The 5,943-nt window shown below is 31.2% G+C and carries 7 protein-coding genes; 3 read left to right on the top strand and 4 right to left on the bottom strand.

Annotated features, from left to right (window positions below):
* Window positions 1–189: 189 nt before the first annotated feature.
* The 3 genes from TS1_RS11845 to TS1_RS11835 are packed head-to-tail and all read left to right on the top strand — an operon-like array spanning window position 190 to window position 1,952.
* Window positions 190–561, top strand: coding sequence for a winged helix-turn-helix transcriptional regulator (locus TS1_RS11845; protein WP_068710687.1), 372 nt, complete (start codon window positions 190–192; stop codon window positions 559–561).
* Window positions 562–563: 2 nt separating this feature from the next.
* On the top strand, window positions 564–1,703 hold the full coding sequence (locus TS1_RS11840; RefSeq protein WP_068710686.1) for a M56 family metallopeptidase: 1,140 nt from the start codon (window positions 564–566) through the stop codon (window positions 1,701–1,703).
* Between the two features lie 12 nt (window positions 1,704–1,715).
* Window positions 1,716–1,952, top strand: a complete 237-nt coding sequence (locus TS1_RS11835) for a hypothetical protein (RefSeq protein WP_068710685.1) — start codon at window positions 1,716–1,718, stop codon at window positions 1,950–1,952.
* A 371-nt stretch (window positions 1,953–2,323) separates the two neighbouring features.
* Here the strand turns inward: TS1_RS11835 and TS1_RS11825 are convergent, their stop codons facing one another.
* From TS1_RS11825 to TS1_RS11810, 4 genes are all read right to left on the bottom strand, one after another.
* Window positions 2,324–2,977 (bottom strand): hypothetical protein, encoded by a 654-nt coding sequence (locus tag TS1_RS11825; protein WP_068710683.1) that lies wholly within the window; start codon window positions 2,975–2,977, stop codon window positions 2,324–2,326.
* A 279-nt stretch (window positions 2,978–3,256) separates the two neighbouring features.
* Window positions 3,257–3,937 (bottom strand): zf-HC2 domain-containing protein, encoded by a 681-nt coding sequence (locus TS1_RS11820; RefSeq protein WP_068710682.1) that lies wholly within the window; start codon window positions 3,935–3,937, stop codon window positions 3,257–3,259.
* Window positions 3,927–4,427: an RNA polymerase sigma factor gene (locus TS1_RS11815; protein ID WP_083498316.1), complete on the bottom strand. Its 501-nt coding sequence runs from the start codon at window positions 4,425–4,427 to the stop codon at window positions 3,927–3,929. Before TS1_RS11815 ends, TS1_RS11820 begins: the two co-directional genes overlap by 11 nt.
* Before the next feature lie 469 nt (window positions 4,428–4,896).
* Window positions 4,897–5,895 (bottom strand): YeiH family protein, encoded by a 999-nt coding sequence (locus TS1_RS11810; protein WP_068710680.1) that lies wholly within the window; start codon window positions 5,893–5,895, stop codon window positions 4,897–4,899.
* Between the last annotated feature and the right edge of the window lie 48 nt (window positions 5,896–5,943).

Raw genomic sequence — 5,943 nt, 5'->3', positions numbered from 1 at the left:
CATTAAAAGAAGACTTTGAACAAGTCACTTGCTTAATTGCAGATTCAATAAAAAAATAACAATAAAATTTTTATTTAAAAAGAATATTCCACTTAATATTGCCCTCTTCATTGCAAGAGTAAAAAAATATTGGTGTTAATTCAAAGTTTTGTTATGATGGAAGTAACTTTAGTGAGGTGAAACATGACGATGAAAAAAATGAGACAGTTTAACAAAAGAGAATCGGAAATTTTGCAAGTGCTGTGGGAACATGAGGATGCGTTATCTGCTAATGAAATCGCCGAAATAAGCGGTATTAGTAAAAATACTGTTTTACCTGTTTTGAAAAAATTACTCAACGATAATTATATCAAAGTAGACGAGGTTGTACTTACAGGAAAAACACTCACCCGAAAGTATCTTCCAGCAATAGATAAAGAAGAATTTGTATTGAAGCATTATAATTTAAATATCGATAATTTACTCAACCATTTTTTAGCTGAGGAAGATGATCCGGATGTTATTCCTACAATCGAAAAACTTCTAAAAGATAAAAAAAGACAATTTAAAGAAGATGAGTGAATATGAGTCTATCCTACGCTTCCATTCTTGCTGCATTTATTCAGTGTTTTATTATTCTTATGTTAATGCAGCTCTTATTAAAATTTGAATCACAAAAAATTTACATTTCGCCACAATTTTTGTATGGAATTGGCTTATTATTCTTTATTCGGCTCATATTACCTGTCGAATTTGGTTTTTCTTTGACGATCCCATCAACTAACGTACTACCCAAAATAAAAGAACTCCTTAAATTTCATTTATTCAGTATCAATCAATGGAATGTTACTCTAGGAAATTTATTGATTATTATTTGTTTGCTGGGCGTTGGTTATAAATTGGTCACTTTTTTATACAAAAATATTCTATTACTTCGTTACATACGTTCTCAAAAAATTAGTAAACAAACGATGACGCTGCTTAACAATAAACAGACAGAGATTTCTTTTATTCAATCTCAACAGGTTACATCCCCTGCTATTTATGGGATTAAAAATCCAGTGATCTTTCTCCCAAGTGACCTGTCTTTTTCAGAGAAAGAACTGAAATATATTGTTTTACATGAAATGACACATTACCGTAAAAAAGATGCTTTGGTTACCCTTGCTTTTGAACTGTTGACGATTTTTTATTGGTGGAATCCACTATTATTTGTTTTTAAAAAGCAAATGAACAAAGTAATGGAACTGCGCGTAGACAATGAATTATTAAAACAGTTCAACAGCCGTCAATGCATTGAATATGTGGAGTGTTTATTAAAAGTAAAAAAAGAACAACAAAATAAAAAACGTAATCAGTTCCTTATAGCTCCTACCTTTTTAAACAAAAGTAGAAGTACTTTTGAATTAAGAGTGAAGAAAATACTTAACTTTAAACCTATAAAAGCAACCAATAAAATTATTTTCCTGTTCACTCTCTTATTGTCTTTTAGTTCGCTGATTTTCATTATTGAGCCATCCTCAGTTGATCCCCAGACAAAAGCAACAACTTTTGAAATAGACAAGAAAGATAAAAACTTTTTAATCAAACAATCTGATGGTACTTTTTCTTTATATATCGATAACCAATTTAAAGCCAATATTGATGATATCGATGCATTTCCAGACGCTGATAAATTAACGATCTATACACCAGACCAGATTCCCAGCAGAAAAACAAATTAAGGAGGTGATGTTTTGAAAAGAAAAATTTTGCTGATTGTGTTACTAGGATTTTTTGTTTTTCAACCTATTGAAGCTTTAGCTGTTGTAAAAGATACTTCAGTAGACACGACAAAACAAACCAGTGAAGAAGTTATATCTCCCTTTAAAGACATCATTAAATGGCGATATAAGACAAAAAACAACAAGCTCTATAAAAGACAATATAATTATTCCAAGGAAAAATGGATAGGTTCTTGGCAAGTTGTGTGAAGAAGTTAATTTAACATAATTGTCCTTTATAATAAGCAATTGGAAACAAATAAAAACATCTCAAAAGAAATGGTATATTATCTATTTGATAGCAATAACTTTATTTATTATTAGCGCACTGTTTATGGATTATAATGAGGCCATCAAAATAGCTTTATTTATCATAACAGTCTGTATTGACGGAGTTTTTATTTTAAAAAATAAAGGCGACTTACGCTGGATTTTGTCAGATGTGGGGATACTTTTTATCATTATGTTCGCCATCTTTTTCTGACAAGCAGTACTAATGAAAATAGCTGAGTAAGCTCAAACATAGAACTTACTCAGCTATCTTTGTTATATCTAAAGATTTCTTTTTTAAGCCATCATCATTAATTTAAAAAAATATTTTGAATCATCTTCATCACTTCAGTGGTAAGTGGTTCATATTTTGCTAAAATATCCAGCACGCTTTTTGCTTCTACTTTTGTAGGCACTTCATGTAACAGTTTATATCTAAAAAACTCTAAACGATCTCTATCACTCCCAGACAATGAGTTACTTCTTATAAAGTTCTTTAGACTGCTATCTACCCTTTTTACATGAACCAGCATAAAACTAGCCTCATTGGTTTCATCATCTTCGGAATCATCGACAAGCATTTGCCCTTTTTTAAAAGAATAATTATTTAGTGAAACTTCATATTGGTCATTGCTGTAAGGTTTTAAGTAGATTACAAATTTGTTGGGTTTAAATTTAGGCTTTTTTAAAAAACATGCGGTAATTATATAGTTATTGCCCTTGTATTTTAAAATCTGTCCTTGCCTAAAGGTTTGAAGTAAAAATGTTTTTTTGTTCTTTTCTAGAAAACTGACATAAGACAGAACGCCCTTTAACTCTCCATTTTTACTTGGTCTAAGCTCCACGCTTAAACTAGAAAGAGAATACTCAACAACATTATCGCGCCATTTTATAAAAATAACGAGCGTAAGCACAATTATCATAAGTACTACTAACAAGCTAAAGATTATAATTAAATCCATCATGCTTATTATGCTCCTCTTCCTTTGAAATGACCAATAACGACTTTACTAAATTGATAAGCATGTGCCTTACTGTAAAAGAAATAATTTCCATCATTCATTTCTATTTCGAGTGTAATTAAATATACTGCTTAACTTGTTTTTAGAATAGCATCATTTTTTTGTATTTTCAATCTATTTAATTTCTTTTGTAGAAAGCGCCAATTCTTCAACATAGTTTCAGCTAAACCATATTTATATCCGTCCTCTTTTTTTCATTTAATTGCTAAAGCCAACTAACTCTTAATCGGTTGCTTGTTCGTATAAAGTTTTTAATGGTATTTCTTCCATACTGTTTTTATATACAATCTGTATCTTATCCTGGTTCGTCAATTTTGTTTCTTTTCCATTGGGTAATACTAAGTTATTTTCATCTAAAAATGTATAAGTGACATCTGTTCCATCTTGTACAGATGAAGCTAACTCTGAAAACTTATTCAGACTTGAATCCGCAAAAATATTCCAATTTTCATATACAATAATGGTTTCTCCATATCCTTGATCTCCATACTCTTCCATTGCTAAGAGGTAGCGATTATCTTTTTTTGACTGAAAATGAACAGTCACTACGTTATCTTTTTTTTGAATCGTTGTTTGTACGTTCTTTTCGTCGGCTGCCCACATATGAACGAATAGAAAATAATAACCTACGAATATCATTATAAAAAGAGCCAACAACGTTCCCGTAATGATCAAAATTTTTTTTCTGTTTCTAGCGCGAACTTTTTTTAAGTAATCAACATTCTTATTTTCTTTTTTCTTTTCTTGAAAACATTCGTCTGAGAAACCTTCTTTCATTTCAATATAATACTTTCGACAATCTTCACATTGTTCCATATGCTCTTGCATTTGCCGATTTGTTTCTTCACTGGTTAAATTTTCAATGTAACTCGGTACTAAGTCTTTAAAAACACTATGATTCATCTACTCTTTCATCCTTTCGTATTTGTTGTTTGGCTCGATAAAAAGTCACTCGCGCCCAGTTTTCTGTTTTTCCAAAAATGGAGCCAATTTCTTTAAAAGTTAAGTCGCCTAGCAGCCTAAGATAAAGTATTTCACGCTTTTTGTCAGTGAGTTGATGTGCTTGTTTAAAGAAATGAATTTTATCTTCATTTTTAAAATAATCTTCTTCCAAGTTATAAGATGACTTTTTTTCGTTGGTTAACAAATCTGTTAATTGTTGTCTTTTTTTACTACGATTGAGTTCCTGCAGCCACACATTTTTGGCAATTGAACATAACCAGGTAGAAAATTTTGCCTTACCATCCTCATGAAATTTATCAATAGATTTAATTGCTTGATAAAAAGTTTCCTGTGTCAATTCTTCAGCAAATTGATAATCATTATTAGTCAATGTTAGTAAATATTTAAAGACAAAGTTCGCATACTCTTGATAAACATCTTCTGTATCCACCATGTCCCTCCTTTTCGTATACTAAGTAAATCATCAAAAGTTTACCTATCTATATATCCAAAATCTCGTTTATTCGTTACATTATTTTTATACTTTTTTTAATTGAGTGATAAGCTTATTTTTCTAGTATACTTGGTATATCCTACTTTTTGATATAGAGTCAATAAGTTCGCAAGCTGTATTATCAACTGTTTTTCAGTTACAAAATATTTAAACAAAAGAAGTTATTCAGCAACTTAAACATAAAAAAACGTCTCTGCCTATTTTCAATTCAGGCAAAGACGCTTTCGTTAAGGTCAACTCGTACAACTTTTACTAAAAAATGAATATATTTAGTAATGATTTCTGGTTGAAATTCTGAAGTTCTTGCTACCATGGTTACATGTACTTATAAAAGTTTTAACCAATTTTCCATTTATAGGTCAGTCATTATTCAGACCAAATTTGATTATCGCAAATCCGTTTTTTATCACCAAATCTGAAGGATTTGTTGCATAGCCAAACTAACAATCATAATACTTATCCAGCAACAAAAGCCAAGAAAAATCGGTTTTCCCCCTGTTTTAACCAAACCTACCAAGTTGGTATTCAACCCTACCGCTGCTAATGCCATCGTAATACAAAATTTGCTTAAAGTAGTTAACAGGTCAATTACTGTTTCATTGAATTGAAAAATCGTGCTAAGAATCGCAGCAATCAAGAAAAAGAGAATAAACCAAGGAAAGGTCTCAGACATTCTCACAGAAACGTTACTGCTCTTTCTTGAACGATAAAATGCTAAAATAAGCGTAATAGGAATAATCGCAAGTGTTCTGGTCAATTTAACAATCGTTGCATAATTTAAAGCCACATCGCTGGCATGGCTTGCAGCCCAAGTTTGCCCTGCAGCCACTACAGAAGATGTATCATTGATTGCGGTTCCTGCCCACATACCAAATCCAATATCATTCATTCCTAATAAACTTCCGAATGTAGGAAATAGCAAAGCAGCGAGTACATTAAACAAAAAAATGACGGAAATCGACGTTGCAATATCTTTTCCCTTTGCCTTTATCACAGGTGCTGTCGCTGCAATCGCAGAACCTCCACAAATCGAAGAACCTACGCCTACTAAAATGGAAACATCCGCAGGGATTTTTAACCACTTGCTAATAATATATGAAACAATCAATGCCGTACTGATTGTTGAAATTATAATTAATAATGACTGGCTCCCCACCGCAAAAATTTGAAAAAGATTCATACTAAAGCCTAATAAAACAATCGCATATTGTAATATTTTTTTAGATGTGAACGCGATACCTGGTTCAAATACCTGATTTCTAGGAAAAAAAGCAATAACAAGTCCTAACAAAATACCAAAAACAGGCCCTCCTATAATAGGAAAAAAATTTCCTAGAAATGTTGCAACTAATGCAACTATAAAAGATAATAATATCCCTTGATAATTTTTCTTTACAAAATCCATCCATCATTCTCCTTGCCAATAGCATTAAAGATATATTATCATCCTGAA

Origin of the sequence: Tetragenococcus solitarius NBRC 100494 (assembly GCF_001544195.1) — a bacterium.
GTDB classification, from domain to species: Bacteria; Bacillota; Bacilli; order Lactobacillales; family Enterococcaceae; genus Tetragenococcus; species Tetragenococcus solitarius.
This window is presented reverse-complemented; position numbering and strand designations above follow the sequence as displayed.

What these genes read in the sequence shown, in the direction of transcription:
- TS1_RS11810 (WP_068710680.1), bottom strand. Translation starts at nt 5,895, where the DNA reads ATGGATTTTGTAAAGAAAAATTATCAAGGGATATTATTATCTTTTATA.
- TS1_RS11820 (WP_068710682.1), bottom strand. Translation starts at nt 3,937, where the DNA reads ATGAATCATAGTGTTTTTAAAGACTTAGTACCGAGTTACATTGAAAAT.
- TS1_RS11825 (WP_068710683.1), bottom strand. Translation starts at nt 2,977, where the DNA reads ATGATGGATTTAATTATAATCTTTAGCTTGTTAGTAGTACTTATGATA.
- TS1_RS11845 (WP_068710687.1), top strand. Translation starts at nt 190, where the DNA reads ATGAAAAAAATGAGACAGTTTAACAAAAGAGAATCGGAAATTTTGCAA.
- TS1_RS11840 (WP_068710686.1), top strand. Translation starts at nt 564, where the DNA reads ATGAGTCTATCCTACGCTTCCATTCTTGCTGCATTTATTCAGTGTTTT.